This is a genomic window from Flavobacterium ginsenosidimutans (assembly GCF_003254625.1).
Lineage (GTDB): Bacteria > Bacteroidota > Bacteroidia > Flavobacteriales > Flavobacteriaceae > Flavobacterium > Flavobacterium ginsenosidimutans.
Window position 1 is genome coordinate 121,647 of the sequence record NZ_QJRJ01000071.1, and the last position, 18,011, is coordinate 139,657.

16 protein-coding genes are annotated in these 18,011 nt (G+C 33.2%); 11 read left to right on the forward strand and 5 right to left on the reverse strand.

Annotation, left to right across the window (positions count from 1 at the left end):
* Positions 1 to 3: 3 nt before the first annotated feature.
* Together DM444_RS06140 and metG are read right to left on the reverse strand one after the other, a co-directional pair.
* The gene (locus DM444_RS06140; RefSeq protein WP_111284922.1) at positions 4 to 891 is read right to left on the reverse strand and encodes a DUF488 domain-containing protein; all 888 of its coding nucleotides are present in this window, start codon (positions 889 to 891) and stop codon (positions 4 to 6) included.
* 25 nt (positions 892 to 916) lie between these two features.
* Complete coding sequence (metG, locus tag DM444_RS06145) at positions 917 to 3,052, reverse strand: methionine--tRNA ligase (protein ID WP_111284923.1); 2,136 nt, start codon at positions 3,050 to 3,052, stop codon at positions 917 to 919.
* Positions 3,053 to 3,526: 474 nt separating this feature from the next.
* Here metG and DM444_RS06150 point away from each other — a divergent pair, with 474 nt between their 5' ends.
* The 3 genes from DM444_RS06150 to DM444_RS06160 all read left to right on the forward strand — a co-directional run bounded on the left by DM444_RS06150 (position 3,527) and on the right by DM444_RS06160 (position 6,767).
* Complete coding sequence (locus DM444_RS06150) at positions 3,527 to 5,029, forward strand: family 43 glycosylhydrolase (protein WP_111284924.1); 1,503 nt, start codon at positions 3,527 to 3,529, stop codon at positions 5,027 to 5,029.
* A 245-nt stretch (positions 5,030 to 5,274) separates the two neighbouring features.
* Positions 5,275 to 5,502, forward strand: a complete 228-nt coding sequence (locus DM444_RS06155) for a CDGSH iron-sulfur domain-containing protein (RefSeq protein WP_111284925.1) — start codon at positions 5,275 to 5,277, stop codon at positions 5,500 to 5,502.
* 134 nt (positions 5,503 to 5,636) lie between these two features.
* A complete protein-coding gene (locus DM444_RS06160) occupies positions 5,637 to 6,767 on the forward strand; it encodes a DinB family protein (RefSeq protein WP_111284926.1) in 1,131 nt (376 codons plus the stop codon).
* A gap of 39 nt (positions 6,768 to 6,806) precedes the next feature.
* On the opposite strand, the gene DM444_RS06165 is transcribed toward DM444_RS06160, so the two are convergent.
* Positions 6,807 to 7,709: a PhzF family phenazine biosynthesis protein gene (locus tag DM444_RS06165; protein WP_111284927.1), complete on the reverse strand. Its 903-nt coding sequence runs from the start codon at positions 7,707 to 7,709 to the stop codon at positions 6,807 to 6,809.
* A gap of 232 nt (positions 7,710 to 7,941) precedes the next feature.
* On the opposite strand from DM444_RS06165, the gene DM444_RS06170 reads away from it, so the two are divergent.
* Positions 7,942 to 8,508: a hypothetical protein gene (locus DM444_RS06170; RefSeq protein WP_111284928.1), complete on the forward strand. Its 567-nt coding sequence runs from the start codon at positions 7,942 to 7,944 to the stop codon at positions 8,506 to 8,508.
* 23 nt (positions 8,509 to 8,531) lie between these two features.
* Complete coding sequence (locus DM444_RS06175; RefSeq protein WP_162614926.1) at positions 8,532 to 10,085, forward strand: patatin-like phospholipase family protein; 1,554 nt, start codon at positions 8,532 to 8,534, stop codon at positions 10,083 to 10,085.
* On the opposite strand, the gene DM444_RS06180 is transcribed toward DM444_RS06175, so the two are convergent.
* Both DM444_RS06180 and DM444_RS06185 read right to left on the reverse strand, forming a co-directional pair.
* Entirely contained in the window at positions 10,086 to 10,535 is a 450-nt protein-coding gene (locus tag DM444_RS06180; protein WP_111284930.1) for a protease complex subunit PrcB family protein, read from the reverse strand.
* 187 nt (positions 10,536 to 10,722) lie between these two features.
* A complete protein-coding gene (locus tag DM444_RS06185; RefSeq protein ID WP_111284931.1) occupies positions 10,723 to 11,409 on the reverse strand; it encodes a hypothetical protein in 687 nt (228 codons plus the stop codon).
* A gap of 149 nt (positions 11,410 to 11,558) precedes the next feature.
* Here DM444_RS06185 and DM444_RS06190 point away from each other — a divergent pair, with 149 nt between their 5' ends.
* The 6 genes from DM444_RS06190 (at position 11,559) to DM444_RS06215 (ending at position 17,866) form a co-directional block, all read left to right on the forward strand.
* Positions 11,559 to 12,098 carry a DMP19 family protein gene (locus tag DM444_RS06190; RefSeq protein WP_111284932.1) on the forward strand — a complete coding sequence of 180 codons (540 nt, stop codon included), beginning with the start codon at positions 11,559 to 11,561 and terminating at the stop codon, positions 12,096 to 12,098.
* 78 nt (positions 12,099 to 12,176) lie between these two features.
* Positions 12,177 to 13,094 carry a hypothetical protein gene (locus DM444_RS06195; protein ID WP_111284933.1) on the forward strand — a complete coding sequence of 306 codons (918 nt, stop codon included), beginning with the start codon at positions 12,177 to 12,179 and terminating at the stop codon, positions 13,092 to 13,094.
* A 158-nt stretch (positions 13,095 to 13,252) separates the two neighbouring features.
* A complete protein-coding gene (gene serS / locus DM444_RS06200) occupies positions 13,253 to 14,524 on the forward strand; it encodes a serine--tRNA ligase (protein ID WP_111284934.1) in 1,272 nt (423 codons plus the stop codon).
* An 88-nt stretch (positions 14,525 to 14,612) separates the two neighbouring features.
* Positions 14,613 to 15,446, forward strand: coding sequence for a prolipoprotein diacylglyceryl transferase (gene lgt, locus DM444_RS06205; RefSeq protein ID WP_111284935.1), 834 nt, complete (start codon positions 14,613 to 14,615; stop codon positions 15,444 to 15,446).
* A 208-nt stretch (positions 15,447 to 15,654) separates the two neighbouring features.
* Positions 15,655 to 17,436, forward strand: coding sequence for a tetratricopeptide repeat protein (locus DM444_RS06210; RefSeq protein WP_111284936.1), 1,782 nt, complete (start codon positions 15,655 to 15,657; stop codon positions 17,434 to 17,436).
* 118 nt (positions 17,437 to 17,554) lie between these two features.
* Positions 17,555 to 17,866, forward strand: a complete 312-nt coding sequence (locus DM444_RS06215; protein ID WP_111284937.1) for a DUF4286 family protein — start codon at positions 17,555 to 17,557, stop codon at positions 17,864 to 17,866.
* The last annotated feature ends 145 nt before the right edge of the window (positions 17,867 to 18,011 follow it).

Below are 18,011 nucleotides of genomic sequence, written 5' to 3' on the forward strand. Positions count from 1 at the left end.
AAATTATAGATGCTCTAGTTTATAGTTGAAACCTTTTAAGTTTGTTATTGCTTCTGATAAATGCTTTCGATGGCATTGACAAACATCAGCTTCGAAACAAGTTAAAGCAATTCTTTTATTAGTTTTAAGCAGATTTAGAATTTCTATTTGATTATCTAATGTTTCACCTAAATTTTGTACTCTATATTTGTCAAACAAAACATCATAATCTATTTGAGATTTGAGTTCTTGCCTTTGATCAGAATCAATACCTACTTCAGGAATATGGATGTATTCTATTCCTACACCATTACAAGCATTTTTTAATTGACTTTTACTAAAGCCATACTTCATACTTAGTGCATTTTTTCTGACATCACATAGAACCTTTATATTATTTTTTATTAGTTTGTTAAGGTAACTTTCTAAAGATATTCCTTCATAACCAATGGTAAATAAAACAACTTCCTCGTCAAAAGATCGATAATTATTTAAGTTTTCAATTTCAGATTCACTTAAATAATTTTGTGCAATTATGCTATTTATAGCGAAATAAGGATATCTTTTATATGTAAGATTAATCAAATCTTCGCTTGTTTTATTAGCATAGATTATTCTAAAATCACTAATTATCTTTTTATCTTCTTTCGTTAATTCATTCAAATAATTTACATCGTCTTCTTTTTTCCAAGATTTATCACTTTCACTTACATTTCCATATTTTTTTAATGTAAGTAGGTCTGCGTTTGCTTGAAAAGAGAAACATCCCATTCTATATGGCACGAAATCATATGTTTTCTTTTGTCTTTGTGAACGTGTATATAGAAATAAGAGTTTTTGAAGTTGAATTTTTTCTAATTCACCGTCAAAAACCTGAATCAAAGATAGTAAGATTTTTCTTCTGTAATACATGTTTGTGATATAATTTTAAAAATCTTTAGTTTACCGTAGCTCCGTTCGGTGCATCAGCATCTGGATTTACAAAAACCAGTTTTCCTTCAGCGTTTGTTGTCATTAAGATCATTCCTTGACTTTCAACACCGCGTAAAGCTCTTGGAGCAAGGTTTGCTAATACAGAAACACGTTTTCCGATAATTTCTTCTGGAGAAAAACTTTCAGCAATTCCTGAAACAATCGTACAAACATCGATTCCGGTATCAACTTTAAGAACCAGAAGTTTGTTTGCTTTTGGCATTTTTTCAGCTTCCAAAATAGTTCCGATACGAATATCCATTTTCGCAAAATCATCAAACTGAATTAAATCTTTTTGCGGTTCTGGTTGTTTGCTTTCAGCTAAATTAGCTGTTTTTGTTGCTTCCAATTTATCTATTTGTTTTTGTATTTCTTCGTCTTCAATTTTAGCGAAAAGCAATTCTGCCTCGCCAATTTTATGGCCTGCCGGAATTAAATCTGAGTTTTCAGAAATATCATTCCAACCTAAAGTTTTATCAATAAAAATGTCTTTTGCATCGCGATCTTTCTCTTTCAAGAATTTACTGAAACCTGCAAAATGTTCTTTAAGGTCAGCCAAATTCAAGATTTTAGAAAGTTTAGCAGCGGTAAAAGGTAAAAACGGTTCTGCTAAAACGCTCAATGCGGCAGCAATTTGCAACGCCACATACATTTGCGTTTTTACACGCTCTGGATTGTCTTTCATAACTTTCCAAGGCTCTTCGTCTGCTAAATATTTATTTCCTAAACGAGCCACATTCATCAATTCGCCCAAAGCTTCACGGAATCTGTAACGCTCCACCGAACTTGAAATCACAGCTGGATACGCTTTTAATTCTGCTAAAGTTTGTTCGTCAATTTCTGTAAATTCATTCGGAGTTGGAATAATTCCATCGTAGTATTTATTGGTTAAAACCACAACACGATTAATGAAGTTTCCAAAAACAGCAACCAATTCGTTGTTATTTCTAGCCTGGAAATCTTTCCAAGTAAAATCGTTATCTTTTGTTTCAGGAGCATTTGATGTTAATGCATAACGCAAAACATCTTGCTTATCTGGAAACTCTTCTAAATATTCGTGTAACCAAACCGCCCAGTTTTTAGAAGTCGAAAGTTTGTTTCCTTCCAAATTCAAGAACTCATTTGCAGGAACGTTGTCTGGTAAAATATAGCTTCCTTCAGCTTTTAGCATCGCTGGGAAAATGATACAATGGAAAACAATATTGTCTTTTCCGATAAAGTGAACCAATTTCGTTTCTTGATCTTTCCAATACGGTTCCCAATCTTTTCCTTCGCGCGCAGCCCATTCTTTCGTAGAAGAAATGTAACCAATCGGCGCGTCAAACCAAACATATAATTTTTTGCCTTCCGCACCTTCAACAGGAACATCAATTCCCCAATCTAAGTCACGTGTTACGGCGCGAGGCTCTAATCCTGCGTCGATCCAAGATTTTACTTGTCCATAAACATTGGTTTTCCAATCGTTTTTATGACCTTCTAAAATCCATTTGGTTAAGAAATCAGAATATCTATCTAAAGGTAAAAACCAGTGTTTTGTTTCTTTAAGAATTGGAGTTTCTCCCGTAATTGTCGATTTTGGATTAATTAAATCCGTAGCGTTTAAAGTAGATCCGCAATTTTCGCACTGATCTCCGTAAGCTCCATCATTACCACATTTTGGACAAGTTCCCACAACAAAACGATCTGCTAAAAACTGATTTGCTTTTGCATCGTATAATTGTTCGGTAACTTCTTCAATAAAATCGCCTTTATCATATAATGTTCTAAAGAATTCCGAAGCCGTATCATGATGAATTTTAGCCGAAGTTCTTGAATAATTGTTGAATGAAATCCCAAAATCTTCAAACGATTTACGGATAATTCCATCATATTTATCAATAACCTGCTGTGGTGTAATTCCTTCTTTTTTGGCTTTCATCGAAATTGCAACCCCGTGTTCATCGCTTCCGCAAATAAATGCTACATCTTTTCCTTGCAATCTTAAATATCTCGAATATATATCTGCAGGCACATAAACTCCCGCCAAGTGCCCAATATGAATAGGTCCGTTGGTGTAAGGCAATGCCGCCGTGATCGTATATCTCTTTGGATTCTGTGTCATTAATATGAATTTTAGAGTGCAAAAATAAGCAATAGAATTGAGATTTTAATATTGCACGGAGATTCACTGGAGTTTTTACTGAGAATTGTGATGTTTTAATCTCGCAAAGTCGCAAAGTTTTTGTTTTAAGTAAATAGGTAATCGTAAATATTTGTCATTTCGACGAAGGAGAAATCTCCGCAAGTAGCTCGACAAAGATTGGCTAAGCTTTTTATTAAGCCATAGATTAAAAGGATTAAAAAGATTTTAATTTTAGATATGAATTGCCTCCAGCTTTAGCCGGAGGTTATGTAATTTGAAGGGGTAGGGCTTTAGCCAAACACACGTATTTTTGGCTAAAGCCATTTTGTAGCATCATTATTATTACATCCAGCTAAAGCTGGACGCAATTCAAAAATCATTTTAATCCTCTTAATCTGTGGCTAAATTATATCTTATAGTCTTTTTGACTATATTTGAAAAAAATATCAAAACATGAAAAAAATATATCTAACCTTTTTAATACTGTTTTCGTATTGTGTTTATTCTCAATCACAACCAGAAAAAAGTCTAAAACAAAATCAATATTCAAACCCAATTTTTGCGGGAGATTATCCAGACCCGAGTTTGTTGCGTGACGGAAAAGATTATTATGTCGTTCATTCTTCGTTCGATTATTATCCTGGACTTTTAATCTGGCATTCGACCGATTTGATGAATTGGGAACCTGTTACAAATGCACTTCATAAATATGTTGGAGCAGTTTGGGCGCCAGATTTAATTAAGTACAACAATAAATATTACATCTATTTTCCTGCCAATAATACCAATTTTGTCGTAACTGCCGATTCTATAAATGGTCCGTGGAGCGAACCTGTAGATTTGAAAATCGGGAATATAGATCCCGGACATATTACAGACGATAAAGGAAACCGATTTTTATATTTCAGCAACGGCGGTTATGTTGCTTTATCAAAAGACGGACTTTCGGTAACAAGCGAATTAAAACACGTTTACGATGGCTGGAAAATTCCGCGCGAATGGAGCATCGAATGTTTTTGTATGGAAGGCCCAAAATTATTTAAACGAGGAGAATATTATTATTTGACCGTTGCTGAAGGTGGAACTGCAGGTCCAGCGACAAGTCATATGGTAATTTCAGCAAGATCAAAATCGCCTTTTGGACCTTGGGAAAACTCGTCTTATAATCCGATTGTGAGAACCAACAGCAGTTCTGAAACTTGGTGGTCAAAAGGACATAGTACTATTTTTGAAGATGCCAACGGAAAATGGTGGATGATTTTTCACGGTTATGAAAAAGATTATTACAACTTAGGAAGACAAACTTTACTTCAGCCAGTAGAATGGACAAAAGACGGCTGGTATAAAATTCCAGATAATATCGAGACGGATAAACCAATTGCAAAACCAGAAGGTAAAACACTTCCTGAATTTTCTTTAAGCGACAATTTTGAAGGTTCGGCTCTTAAACCGCAATGGAAATTTTATAGTGGGGTAGAAGCTTCAAGATTTAAAGTTGCGAATAACACTTTGACTATTGAAGGAAAAGGCGACGGAGTAGGAAACAGTTCGCCTCTTGTAATTGTTCCGGGCGGACATTCTTATTCTGCGGAAGTAGAAATGGAAATAGAAGGCAATGCAGTAGGCGGATTAACGCTTTTTTACGATAATAGATATTACTCTGGAATATTAGCCGATCAAAACAATATCTTGGCGAATTTGAGAGGTTGGCAGTTTCCAACGGAGAAAAATACTCATACGCGAAAAGTCTTTCTTAAACTAAAAAACATCAAGAACACAGTAGATATGTTTTACAGCATTGATGGAAAAGATTGGAAGAAAATCGAAAACTCTGTAGAAGTTTCAGGATATAATCATAATGTCTTAAGCGGGTTTTTGGGATTAAGAATTGGTCTTTGTTCGATTGGAAAGGGAAGTGTGAAGTTTAAGAATTTTGTTTATAAAACTTTAGAGTAATCGTTCCGTTTGTCATCCTGAGGAACGAAGGATCACACTAGAAATTCGACAAAGATTGGTGAATATTCTTTGCGGAGTTACGCGTGAGATCCTTCCTTCGTCAGGATGACAAGATTGGGATTAAACTTTGCGCCTTCGCGTCTTCGTGGCAAAACCCACATAAAATAGAACCAGTTTAAACTACGTTTCACGCTTATAAATGAGAATATATTTCGCAATCTTTGCAGTCGAAAAAAACAAAATTTATGAGCAAGGCTAAATTAATCATCAATAAAAATGGTTCAATAAAAATCGAAGGAGATTTCGAAATTATGGATCCAGAAGGAACACTTTATGGCTTACAAGGAAGAACTGCATTAGGTCTTTGCCGTTGTGGACATTCTGCAAACAAACCATTTTGCGATGGAGCACACCGAAACAACTTCGAACACGATTCAAAGGCATTTGATTTACCGCCAATGAAAACGAACTAAGAAGTTTTTCTAGTTTTAAATATTTTAAACCGCATCCTGCCTGATGCGGTTTTTTTATGAAGTTTTTTTTTGAAAAGTAAGTTATTACTTAGGAAAACAATATTACATTTACGGCAACATTTAATTTTCCAAAAATGAAAAAACTAATAATACCACTGCTGTTTTTATTTTTTAGTATGAGTCAGGCTCAAACTGTAAAAACAGTTTCTACAGATTGGACATCTATAAGTCAGACTATTGCTATTCAGACTTCTGTAAAGAAAAAATTTAAAGTAACTGCTTATGTTAAAGTCGAAACTACAGAACCAAAATCATGGGCGGGAGTTTGGGCTCGTGTTGATACCAAAAACGATGAAGATGGTTTTTTTGATAATATGAGCGACAGACCAGTAAAATCTAAAGAATGGAATTCATACACTGTTGAAGGAACTGTCGATAAGAATAGTAAATCATTAAGTTTTGGAGGTTTATGTCTATTTGACGGGAAGTTTTACTTTGACAAATTTGAACTTTTTATTGAAAATGATAAAGGTGTTTACGAACCTGTGACTGTTTTAAATTCAAGTTTTGAAAGTCCGATAAGTAATGGAGATGTTCCAAAATGGATTCAAGGAATAAGCAACGATGCAATTGTTAAAGTAAAAGAATATAAAATTACTTCGGACAAATCTAGTGTTGATGGAAAAAACAGTTTGCTTATAGAAGGAAAAGGAATAAAACCAAGATTAGAAGCTAAAATTGGAAATGTCGAAGGAGCATCTCCAAAAATTGCAGATATGATTTCTATGCTTGAAGATTTAAAAGCTCGTGTTGAGAGAACAGTAAAAAACATGAGCCAATATGAAATTGATTATCTTCATGATGCAGAAGCAAACCGAATTGGAGCTTTGGTAATGCATTTGGCTGCAGCCGAAAAATATTATCAGGTCTTTACTTTTGAAAATAGAGATTTTAATGAAGAAGAAAAGAAAAAGTGGGGAAATGCTTTAGATTTGGATCAAGGCGGAAGAGACGAATTTAAAGGTCATGATATTCAATATTATTTGGATATCTATAATGAAGTAAGAGCAAAAACAATTGAAGAATTAAAGAAAAGAGACGATGCTTGGTTTGCAGAAGTGCAAACAAGATACGATTGGACAAACCAATATTGCTGGTTTCATGTTATGGAACATCAATCGAGTCATTTAGGTCAGATTTTGTTTCTGAAAAAGAGAATTCCGCCAGAACAGAAAAAAACGTTACCACAGGAAATTAAAAAATAGAATAGATGAAAGCTGCATTATACAATGCAGCTTTTTACTTTAAATATAAAGCTCTCCTTTCATAGTTATAATCGAAGAACCGCCTACCAAAATATCTTCTTCGCGATTCATAACTTCGATCATTGAAGGCTGTTTTAATTTTACGCCTTGAAGAATTTTATATTCCTTTTCAGATTTAGTGAATTTCTTTTGCGTTAAAAAACCAATTAATGGTCCAGCTGCAGTTCCTGTTGCAGGGTCTTCGTTTATTCCGATTATGGGATTAAAAAATCTTGTTTCGACTATGTGATCTAGGCCTTCCTCAGCTGGGGTGAAACAATAAAACCCTTCAAAATCATATTCTTTTGAGATTTCAATTAAAAGTTGGTTGTCAGGAATAAAGCTGTTAAGTATCTGGCTGTTTTTTATAGGAACCATTGTATGAGCAACTTCTGTTTTAACAATTGTTGGCACAAAAGCATTTACATCCAAATCTTCAATCTTTAAGCCCAGAGCAACTGCAATTTTATACGTTGGAATTTCTTGTTTAATGACTGCCGATTTTTGATGCATTTGAACCATTGGCGAAAAAGTATCAGAATCAATACTTACTGTTACTGGAATTGCAGAATGTTTCATAATTACAAAAGGCTCACTTTCATTTTGTTCATCAAAAATGGGCATTCCTTTTAGGAGAGCGCCGCAGACTGCACCTAATAAATTGTGCCCCGCACCATCAATTTCGATTCCGATTGGAGTAAACGAACGGACTACAAGTGCTTTTTCTCTTGTAGAATAATAGACAAATGAGGTTTCAGAATAGCGAAATTCTCTAGAAATATCCTGATAGGTTTCTAGTTTTAGATTTCCATCTGTAAAAACCACAGAAAGCGGATTTCCTTTGTAGCTCTCGTTTGAGAATACGTCTAAAACGTAATATTCTAATACTTTTCTTTGATTCATACTTTTCTGCTAAACTGAGTTTGAATGCAATAAAATTACTGTTTATTCTTGTATTTTATTTATAGGTTTTACATTTCACGGTTATTTTAATATTACTTTTTGATTAAAAATTTGTTTTTGAAATCAATCAGTAAGATTAGGCCAGAATCTTAAAGATTTAAAAATCAGTGTAAAAACATTTAGGTTTGAATTAATTCAATTAATTTTAGTTCATTGTAAATAATCTTTATTTATGGAAGAACTTACGCATGTCAAATCGATTATCGGAATCATTTTGGGTTTAAGTTTAACGCATCTTATAAAAGGTTCCGTAATTTTTATTCAACATCCCGGGCGCAAGAAATTCTACTTTGTACATGCTTTATGGGTGTTTTACGTATTCTTGATGCTTATTCATTTTTGGTGGTGGGAGTTTAATCTAAAATTAATCCATGAGTGGTATTTTGCAGATTATTTCTTCATTATCTGTTATATCTTAATCTATTATTTGCTTTGTGCCATTCTTTATCCCGACGATTTAGTAGATTATACAGGATATGAAGATTATTTTTATTCCAGAAAAAAATGGTTTTTTTCGGTATTGGCAATAAGTTTCGGAGCCGATATAATCGATACGGCAATCAAAGGCGGAGACTATTTTTTATACAACCAAAACGAATATTTTGTTCGGGTTATAAGTCACATAATTTTATGTTTAATAGCAATAAAAATAGATAATAAAAAGTTTCATACTATTTTAGTGGCACTTTTTATTGTTTACGAACTCTCGTATATATTGCGATTATTTAATGTTGAATAGATAGTAATTAAATGGAATTTAAGATGAAAATTAAAAGTCTTTCTCTAGGATTCTTTTTTCTTTTTATAATAAATAAAGGAATAACCCAGAATAAAATAAATCTCTTTTCAGAAATCAATTATAATTCAATTCCTGCTGTTGATTTAAGCGAATATAAATCGGTTCAGGATCGTGACAGTAGGCTTCAGAATCCGAATATTGCTTTAGGAGTCGGTATTTCGGGCGGAGGGTCGCGAGCGCAGTTTTTTAGTATGGGAGTTCTTTTAGGTTTAGAAGATATTCAGGAAGACAACTCGAAACGTAATTTTCTAAATGAAGTAGATTACTTTTCTACTGTTTCGGGAGGCTGTTATTCGGCGGGATATTATTTGACGATCTTGAAAAATAAACTGCAATATGACAATTGTACCTTCAACGAATTTTATTTTTCTAAAGCCGATGCCTTTAAATCGGATGTCAGTAAATCGGCGACACTTTTTTCGCTTTTGAATAATAGCAGAAACGAAAAAGGAGAAAAAATCTCTATGGCACAACGTTTAGATTTGGAAGTTTTGCAATATGACAGCAGCAATCCAGAGAATCAGAATAAGTTTAAAACGCAAATGCTTTTGTCTGATTTCTTTATTCCAAAAGACAGTAAACAGAATCCGCAATTGCCCATTATGGTTGCCAACGGAACGGCTTATAACAACGGCGAGCGTTTTCCGTTTATGCCACATATTATTCGGGCTTTGAAAATCAATTCGTCTTTGGCTCCCAATAAAGCGTCACTTTCGCTTGACGAAAATTATATTAATAATGGTTATGATTTTCCTTTGACTTATGCTATTACTGCAAGTTCTGCTTTTCCTGGTGTTCTTCCAAAAACCAAATTCGGAATCAAAAATCAAGATAAAATTTTATGCGTGATTGATGGCGGTGCGTCTGATAATATGGGTTACGAAACCTTGATCGAACTGCTTCACAATGATTCTAAAGTCAAAGACAAAAACAAAAAAGCGCTATTTATTGATTGTTTAGGACAAGGAAAAAAGGCGCCTTTTATAAATGATGAAAAAATCAGATTGATTTCTTTATTAGAAACCGCTTCTTTATATACGGTTCAAACTCGTTACATAACTTTTGAAAAAGATGTCGAAAGTGATCTTGAGAAATATAAAATTCCAACTTCAAATTACCAGATAATTGGTTTTACAACATTGCGGGATTATCTTTTAAAGCTAAACAAAGATCAAGCTTACGAAGATTTGGTAACGCAATTAAAAAATACTGATGATGATGCGACAAGCTGGCTTAAACTTCATGATGATTTTCGAGCGCAGTTAATTGCAAAATTTGGAATAGGTAGTTTTAAAAAAGATAAATATGGCGAAGTGCAGCTTTCTACTTTAGACAAAGAAAAGTTTAAAGATTTTGGCGCAGCCGAGCTTTTGATGTTATATGAATATTCGTCTCACGTAGAAACCAAGCTAAAAATAACACCCCAAGAAAAAGAAATGCTGCTCTTGGCTGGACGTTTTGCGGCTTATTTGAAAACGAAGGAATTGAAAGATTTACTGGTGGAGAATAGAGGATAACTATTGTTCAAAAATAACCTTTTTATCTGTTTTGTCTGTTTTTACAATATCGTAAGGTCTAGATAATTTGGAAGTATTATTACCGTTTTGTAGTTTTTCGACTTTTACAATTATAGTATTTCGATTTTCGCTAATTTCAACAATATCTATAGAATGTCCACCGCTGGTTTGTGTTTTGTCTATAACAGCAATGATTTGATATTTGCTAAAATCAATAGTGTTTTCTTTAAAATATTTGGAAAGATTAGTAGAAGCATTCATTTCCTTAACTAGTTTATCCCAGTTTTTTTGGTCTTTGATAATTAAATGTCTCGGCGCAAGACTTTGATCATTTGGAAAAGAATCTCCTTTCGCAACTAACGAAAATTGCACATCAGAGTTTGGTAAATCTTCACTTTCGCAACTAGTTAATGCAAGCAGAATACTAACAATTAATATAATTTGTTTCATGGTTTTGGTTTTGGTTTTGAAACTTTAGTATAAAGCTTTATCTATAATAGATGCATTTGTCTCTAAATAGTTGCGTAAAAAAGGTGTTAGGTTTTTTAAAACTAATTTAACCATAACGGAAGTTTTGATTAAAAATTGTGTGTTAGTTAAGAAAAATTAAAAACAATTGTAATATTTTTAAATATCATCATAAACCCAATATTCCAAATTCATGTTTGACATCTTTGCGTTGACTTAATTTTGTTGGATTTATGCTCCAGTTTTCTGCAATTTGCATCAAAATTTGTTCATTTATAGAATCAATATAATCTGCATCATTTTCTGTAGAACTTTGTTGGACTATATATTTTTTCTCTATTTCAGTTGGTTCACCTTCCATAATATAGCCATTTTCATATTCGCCAGAATAAGTAAACAATCTTATTAGTTTTCCGTCAATAGCTTTCATCCAGCTATGATAATCGGAAACTCTATGTGTGGCAAAATACTGAGCTTCACCAAATTCTTTACTTAATTCTAGTAAAATTTGTTTCTCTGTATTATAAGAAAAATTATTTCCACAAACTAATGTCCATTTGCCGATTTGTGGCGTAATAAAAATTGAGTTGTTGTAGGCTTTTTGTATTCCTAGTTCCCAATTACAATTTGATACTTTTTGTAATTTTAAAATTTCTGCAATTCTTTTTTTATTATCTGTTTTTACTGCGAACCATTGCATTTTGTAACCGAAATCTATTGCATTATCAATTTCTAAATTATTGTCTGACTCATCAAACAATACTTCTTGTTTCTTTGCTAAAGTCTTTTTTAATATATTACTAACAGCTAAAACAACAATAATAATAAGAATACGAATTATGATTTTTGATTCCATTTTTGAGTTTATAAACACTGCAAAAATAGTAATTTTTTTCTTACTTTAAAGTGGGTCGTTTACCATTCAAAATTACATCACAAAAACAATTTCGTTTCTTCAAAATTTTCCACCAACTTTGCAAAATAATCCTCTAAATATATACGTAAATGGAATTCGGTAAAATCATTATTTCAGAAACGGCAGCAAAAAGTGAAAATCCACAAGATGTTGTAAATTCGAATATTTCGGTAATCAATTTAATGCGCGAAGAAAAAATAGACGACGATTTGATTCATGAAGATGCTTTAATGAGCTATTATCTGGATTTTTATGCGTCTAAATATGCCGAAGGAAATTTTTCAAAATTCGTTCATGATTCAGGATGGAATAAAGAATTGAATGAATTAATAGAAGAAGGTTTGGCTTTAATTGGTGCCGAAAAACATTTAGAATTATTTAAAGAACAATGCCGAAAGCTTCGTTTGCAAAGCAATATCAAATTAGCAAAATTTCTAAAAGAGAAATTTGATGCTCCAAACGCTTTCAAGGATTTGCTAAATAATAACGCTTATTTTGAATTGGATGAAAATCTGGCTGAATTAAATGCAACGTTTTTAAAATCGCATCCTGATACAGAAGTTCTTTCGGTTGAAGAAATGTTTAAAGCACTGGAAGAGTTTGTTGGACACGAAATTAAGAGAGATTAAAATTTCAATTTTTTGTTATGGTTTGTAAGAAAATTTTATATTTGAAGTGCCCTAAAATTTTCTAATAAACCAAAACCTATGAAAAAAACTGCCCTTTTGAACGGAATTTTGGTGCTTTTGCTTTCCTGCGGGAAAAGTGATAAGATCAAAGACGAAACACAAATTCAGAATCAAGAACTACTTTCCCAGACCGAAATTGATGCGGATTTAAATAAAAAGGAGATTAAGAAACTCATTTTTAAAAACACAGATGAAATTGAAGATTCAACAGAATTGGATCTTCCATTGCTTTCGAAAGTCGCGACAAATCTTAAAATTAAATATTCTGCCATCAAGATTAGCGAAACGAGTTCGATTAACTACGATGATAAAACCGCTTTTTTTGTTTTGACAATTGTAGAACACAATAAAAAAGCGATAAAGAATGATGAGGAAGAGTTAGGCAATTATTTTCAGCGCAAGTACTTATTTGTAAATCGGGAAAACGGAAGTGTAATTGCCGAAGAATTTGATGATAATTTAGGTTATTACGATAATGAAGCCATCCGATTTTCAAAATCTCATATTTTAAAAGACCTCGTTTTTTTAAACGGAAAAACTCCTGCAGTTGCTTTTTACACTGAAGCCAGCGCAAGCAGTAGAATTGTATTGTATTCGGAGCAAAAATTCACTTTGGTAACTTTGGCTAATAAAGAAATCAAAAAAGTATTGTACGAATATCCTATTCACTTGACGAATGGAGATTCTAACGGAAGTGGTACTTTTCAGATCGAAACTCTAGAAACCGGAATGAGTTTTTCTGACGAAAAAACCAATGGTTACTTTGATTTAATGATCACCAAAAACTTTTCTTATGAAGAATCGGTTGAAGATGATCTAGAAAATGGAGTAGAAGAAAAAAGCGATCTTAAAACTAAAAGAGAATTTGAAAAGCTCAAGTTTAACGGAAAAGAATATGCTTTCAATAGAGATGACAGACATCGTTTTCTGGAATAAATTTAGAAAAAATCAAAAAACAACAAGAGCACTTTTAAGGTGCTTTTGCTGTTTATAGGAGATTTCAGTTTTCCTGCAAAACTTTGACCTATTGTTAACAAACATTTCCTTAAATTTGCTTCCGTTATAAAAAATACAATAGTTATAAAAATCAAGCTATGTTACAAATTGCATTTATTAGAGAAAATCAAGAGAAAGTAATCAAAGCTTTAGCAAAACGAAATATCGATGCTAAAAGCGTTGTTGAAGAGGTGGTTCAATTAGACGAAAATCGTCGTGCTGCACAGGTGGAATTAGACAATACTTTATCAGAATCTAATAAATTGTCCAAAGATATTGGTGAATTGATGAAAGCTGGTGAGAAAGCTAAAGCAGCAATCTTAAAAGAAAAAACAGTTTCACTAAAAGAGAAAAGTAAAGAACTTAGCGAAAAAGCAGAAGCTTTGGCTGTTGAGTTAACCAATAAACTATACACTTTACCAAACCTTCCAGCTGATATTGTTCCTGAAGGAAAAACTCCAGATGATAATTTGAATGTTTTTCAAGAAGGAGATATTCCAGTTTTACACGAAGGCGCACAGCCACACTGGGAATTGGTAAAGAAATACGACATCATCGATTTTGAATTGGGTGTAAAAATAACTGGAGCAGGATTTCCTGTTTATAAAGGAAAAGGGGCAAAGCTTCAACGTGCTTTGATCAATTATTTCTTAGACAAGAATACAGCTGCAGGATACAACGAAGTTCAAGTTCCTCATTTGGTAAACGAAGCTTCAGGTTTTGGAACAGGACAATTGCCAGATAAAGAAGGACAAATGTATCATTCTACAATTGATGATTTATATTTGATTCCAACGGCTGAGGTTCCAGTAACGAATTTATTCCGTGATGTTATTTTAAACGAAAGTGATCTTCCTGTTTTACATACAGCGTATACGCCATGTTTCCGTCGTGAAGCAGGTTCTTACGGAGCGCACGTTCGTGGATTAAACCGTTTGCACCAATTTGATAAAGTAGAAATCGTTCGTGTGGAGCATCCAGATAATTCTTATGCAGCATTAGACGGAATGGTAGAACATGTAAAAGAGATTTTAAAAGAACTAAAATTACCATACAGAGTTTTACGTCTTTGCGGAGGCGATATGGGATTTACATCTGCTTTGACTTATGATTTTGAAGTATTTTCAACTGCTCAAGATCGTTGGTTAGAGATTAGTTCTGTTTCTAACTTCGAAACTTTCCAAGCAAACCGTTTGAAATTACGTTTTAAAGATAAAGACGGAAAAAACCAATTGGCTCACACACTTAACGGAAGTTCATTAGCGCTTCCTCGTGTTTTAGCTGGAATTATTGAAAATTACCAAACTCCAGAAGGAATCGTAATCCCAGAGGTTTTACGTCCTTACTGCGGATTTGATATTATAAACTAGTTTTTTAGTTTTCAGTCGCAGTTTTCAGTCTCAGTTTCATACTGGACTGAAAACTGCGACTGCGACTGAAAACTAAAAACTCATACCAATGAAAAACGGAATTTTAAATTGGAACGTAGATCCTGTCATTTTCTGGATCACAGATACTTTTCCGTTAAAATATTACGGAGCTCTTTTTGCCTGCGGACTTCTTCTCGGGTTTTACATCGTCAGAAACATTTATAAAAAAGAAAACCTTTCTTTAGACAATCTCGATTCTTTACTTATTTATGTCATTGTCGGAACCGTTTTAGGTGCAAGACTCGGACATTGTTTCTTTTACGAACCTGAGTATTTTTTCAAACATCCGATAGAAATTCTTTTACCAATTCAAAAAATAAAAGGAGCTTATCAATTTGTGGGTTATCAAGGTTTGGCAAGTCACGGAGGTTCGATTGGAGTTATAACGGCAATGATTTTATACTGCCGAAAATACAAAGTAAAATTCTTCGGACTTTTAGATAAAATGGCAGTTGCAGTTCCTGTAACGGGCGCTTTTATCAGACTGGGAAATTTTATGAATTCTGAAATCTATGGAAAACCAACCAACGGAAATTGGGGCGTAGTTTTTCAGAGAGACGATTTGATTCCGAGACATCCAACGCAATTATATGAAGCTTTTGCTTATTTATTGATTTTCGGAATTCTGTTTTATATGTATAAATCGGAGAAAATTAGAAATGCACAGGGATTAATCTTTGGAACTTTCTTAACTTTATTATTTACGGCTCGTTTTATAATTGAATTTTTCAAGGAAAACCAAGAAGCTTTTGAAAACAGTATGCTAATTAATATGGGACAGATTTTGAGTATTCCGTTCATTTTAATTGGCTTAGGTTTGATTTTCTGGAAAACTAAGAAAGTCTCAGTGGACAGTAACTAAAAATAGTCACAGTTTACAGTTCTAACAAGGCTGAAAACTGCGACTGAAAACTTAAAAAAAGTGCCAGTTGGCAGTGCCAATTTGCAGTTTTAACAAGACTGAAAACCGTTACTGCGACTGAAAACTAAAAAAAAGTCCCAGTTTACAGTGACAGTTTACAGTTAAACTTAGACTGAAAACCGCGACTTAGACTGAAAACTTAAAAAATATGAAAAACATATTGATTTGTATCGTTTTGTTATGTTCTGGTTTTGCGTTTGGCCAAAACGAGCAACTGGCACAATATTACTACGATAAAGGTGATTTCGAAAAAGCTAAAATCAGTTATGAAGAGCTTTTAAGAAGTGCGCCATCTAACACCCAATATTTTTTAAGAACGGTTGATTGTTATCAGCAATTGCAGCAATACGCAAATGCTGAAAAAGCGATTCAAGATCGTTTCAACCGTTACAAGCAAGGAGTTTTTTTAGTTGAATTAGGATATAATTTTCAATTGCAGAAAAATGATTCGAAAGCCAAAAATTACTACGAACAGGCAATCGAGAAAATAAAAGTAAATCCGAATGATGTTTACGGAATAGCAAGTTCATTCGAGAAAAAAGTATTGTTGGAATATGCTCTAAAATCGTATCAAACGGCTATGCAGGTTCAGCCAAATTTTAATTTCAATTTCCAAATCGGAATGTTGTACGGTCAATTAGGAAAAACCGATTTGATGATCGATTTACTATTGACAGAATCTTTTACAAATCCGCAGAACACCAATCTGATTCAGACACAATTGTCTCGATTCATGAACGGCGAAACCGATAATACGGCTTTTAAAGATGCAATGCGTAAAGCATTAATCTTAAAAACTCAGAAAGATCAAGATGTTTTCTGGAATCATTATTTGAGTTGGTTTTATGTACAGCAGAAAGAATTCGGAAAAGCGTTTATTCAAGAAAAAGCGATTTACAAACGCGAACCAGAATCGCTGTTAAGCATTGTTAATTTGAGTCAGTTTGCATTGACTGAAGACGATACTGATACAGCAGAAGAAATTTTGAATTTCATTCTTCAAAATACAAAAGATTTAGATTTATTAATTCAGTCGAATGCATATTTGATGCAGATTAAGATCGATAAAGCGCAGGAAAAAGATTATCCGGCCATCGATCAAGAATTGCAGCAATTGCTGGCAACTTACCAAATCAATCCTTTTACCTTATCTTTGCAAATCATTCAAGCCCATTTTCTGGCTTTTAATTTGAAAAAAACAGAAGAAGGAAAGGCAGTAATCAAAAAGGCTTTAGAATTGAATTTAAACGAATATCAAAAAGCCGATGCTAAAATGGAATTGGCTGATATTTTGCTTTTGGAAGAAAAGTACAATCAGGCGCTTATTTACTATTCGCAAATTCAATTGGATCTGAAGAATGATGTAATGGCACATGAAGCAAGTTTGAAAGCGGCGAAAACAAGTTATTACAAAGGTGATTTTGAGTGGGCGAATAAACAATTTAAAGAATTAAAAGCAGCAAACACGCAGTTAATCGCCAATGATGCTTTAGAATATTTTCTTTTAATTAATGATAATACCGCAGCAGATTCGACTCAAGTGGCTCTGAAGCAACTTGCAAAAGGAGATTTTTTAATTTATCAGAATAAAAAGCAAGAAGCAATAACGCAGTTTCAGAATATTCTAAAAAACTTTAAAGGTCAGGAAATTGAAGCGGTTACTTTACTTCGTTTAGGAAAAGTTTACGAAAGTCAGAAGGATTTTGCTTCAGCTTTAAGCCAATATCAGCAAATTATAGACAATCACAGCGACGGAATTTATGTTGATGAAGCACTATTTTTCTCAGCCGAAATTTACAACGACGAACTAAAAGATCCAGAAAAGGCAAAACCTTTATATGAAAAAGTAATTTTTAACCATCAAGACAGTATTTACTTTGTCGATGCCAGAAAAAAATACCGAGAATTGAGAGGAGATAAGAATTTATAGTTTGGTTTAATCGGTTAATCGATTAACCGATTAAACAAGAAAAATTAGTAATATGAGAATTGATTTTTAAGTTTCAGAAAAAAACTCAGAACCTTAGCATCTCAGAACCTTAGAAAAAATGATTATTTACAACGTTACCACAAATATACACGAAAGCGTTCATGACCAATGGTTAAAATGGATGCAGGAAAAACACATACCAGAAATTCTGGCAACTCAGAAATTTTCTTCGGCGCGAATTGTAAAAGTTCTAGTTGAAGAAGAAATGGGAGGAATTACCTATTCTGTACAATATGTAACAGACAGTAAAGAAACCCTAGAGAAGTTTTATATCGAAGACGAACCAGAATTTCACAGAGAAGCGTTAGGTTTATTTGCCGATAAAATGCTTTCTTTCAGAACAGAATTGGAAGTTATTTCGGAGCATTAATTTTTTTAGTTTTCAGTCACGGTCGCAGTTTTCAGTTTTTTAATTGAGAAGAAAGGGACTAAATATTGGCGTCTTTGAGTCTTCGTGGCAAAAAAACAAAAAATAAAGCTTTGCTTCTTAGTGCCTTTACAGTAAAAAGAATACT

Bases quoted from the DNA above. Each gene is read 5' to 3' on its own strand.
- metG (WP_111284923.1), bottom strand. From the start codon at position 3,052: ATGACACAGAATCCAAAGAGATATACGATCACGGCGGCATTGCCTTAC.
- DM444_RS06155 (WP_111284925.1), top strand. From the start codon at position 5,275: ATGAGCAAGGCTAAATTAATCATCAATAAAAATGGTTCAATAAAAATC.
- DM444_RS06160 (WP_111284926.1), top strand. From the start codon at position 5,637: ATGAAAAAACTAATAATACCACTGCTGTTTTTATTTTTTAGTATGAGT.
- DM444_RS06165 (WP_111284927.1), bottom strand. From the start codon at position 7,709: ATGAATCAAAGAAAAGTATTAGAATATTACGTTTTAGACGTATTCTCA.
- DM444_RS06195 (WP_111284933.1), top strand. From the start codon at position 12,177: ATGAAAAAAACTGCCCTTTTGAACGGAATTTTGGTGCTTTTGCTTTCC.
- DM444_RS06150 (WP_111284924.1), top strand. From the start codon at position 3,527: ATGAAAAAAATATATCTAACCTTTTTAATACTGTTTTCGTATTGTGTT.
- DM444_RS06190 (WP_111284932.1), top strand. From the start codon at position 11,559: ATGGAATTCGGTAAAATCATTATTTCAGAAACGGCAGCAAAAAGTGAA.
- DM444_RS06180 (WP_111284930.1), bottom strand. From the start codon at position 10,535: ATGAAACAAATTATATTAATTGTTAGTATTCTGCTTGCATTAACTAGT.
- serS (WP_111284934.1), top strand. From the start codon at position 13,253: ATGTTACAAATTGCATTTATTAGAGAAAATCAAGAGAAAGTAATCAAA.
- DM444_RS06215 (WP_111284937.1), top strand. From the start codon at position 17,555: ATGATTATTTACAACGTTACCACAAATATACACGAAAGCGTTCATGAC.
- lgt (WP_111284935.1), top strand. From the start codon at position 14,613: ATGAAAAACGGAATTTTAAATTGGAACGTAGATCCTGTCATTTTCTGG.
- DM444_RS06170 (WP_111284928.1), top strand. From the start codon at position 7,942: ATGGAAGAACTTACGCATGTCAAATCGATTATCGGAATCATTTTGGGT.
- DM444_RS06210 (WP_111284936.1), top strand. From the start codon at position 15,655: ATGAAAAACATATTGATTTGTATCGTTTTGTTATGTTCTGGTTTTGCG.
- DM444_RS06175 (WP_162614926.1), top strand. From the start codon at position 8,532: ATGAAAATTAAAAGTCTTTCTCTAGGATTCTTTTTTCTTTTTATAATA.
- DM444_RS06140 (WP_111284922.1), bottom strand. From the start codon at position 891: ATGTATTACAGAAGAAAAATCTTACTATCTTTGATTCAGGTTTTTGAC.
- DM444_RS06185 (WP_111284931.1), bottom strand. From the start codon at position 11,409: ATGGAATCAAAAATCATAATTCGTATTCTTATTATTATTGTTGTTTTA.